Genomic DNA, 267 nt, shown 5'->3' with positions numbered 1-267 from the left:
TAGACAGTAAAAATCAGACCGCAGGGTCAAATACACAGCAACAACCAGCCGCTAAAGAGACCAAGCCAGCGGTAGAGTTGGCAGTATTTAATTTGGCCAGCCTGACGCATACAGAAGACCATAAGTTTATCGCCCATCAAATCCAAAACTATTTACAGGCTTGTGGAAACACCAGCCTAGAACAGATCAAAGCAAGCGCCAATGTACCAACAGTCGCCAATATCTTTGCATTATCCGGCAGTGTATTAGACCTTATTTTACTTGCCA

At 44.2% G+C, this 267-nt stretch carries 1 pseudogene; it reads left to right on the top strand.

The features are described from left to right. A pseudogene (locus ACG9ZL_RS21270) lies at window positions 1–267 on the top strand (DUF6531 domain-containing protein); the annotation flags it as partial.

Source organism: Acinetobacter legionensis (genome assembly GCF_048551735.1).
Classification (GTDB): domain Bacteria; phylum Pseudomonadota; class Gammaproteobacteria; order Pseudomonadales; family Moraxellaceae; genus Acinetobacter.
This window is presented reverse-complemented; position numbering and strand designations above follow the sequence as displayed.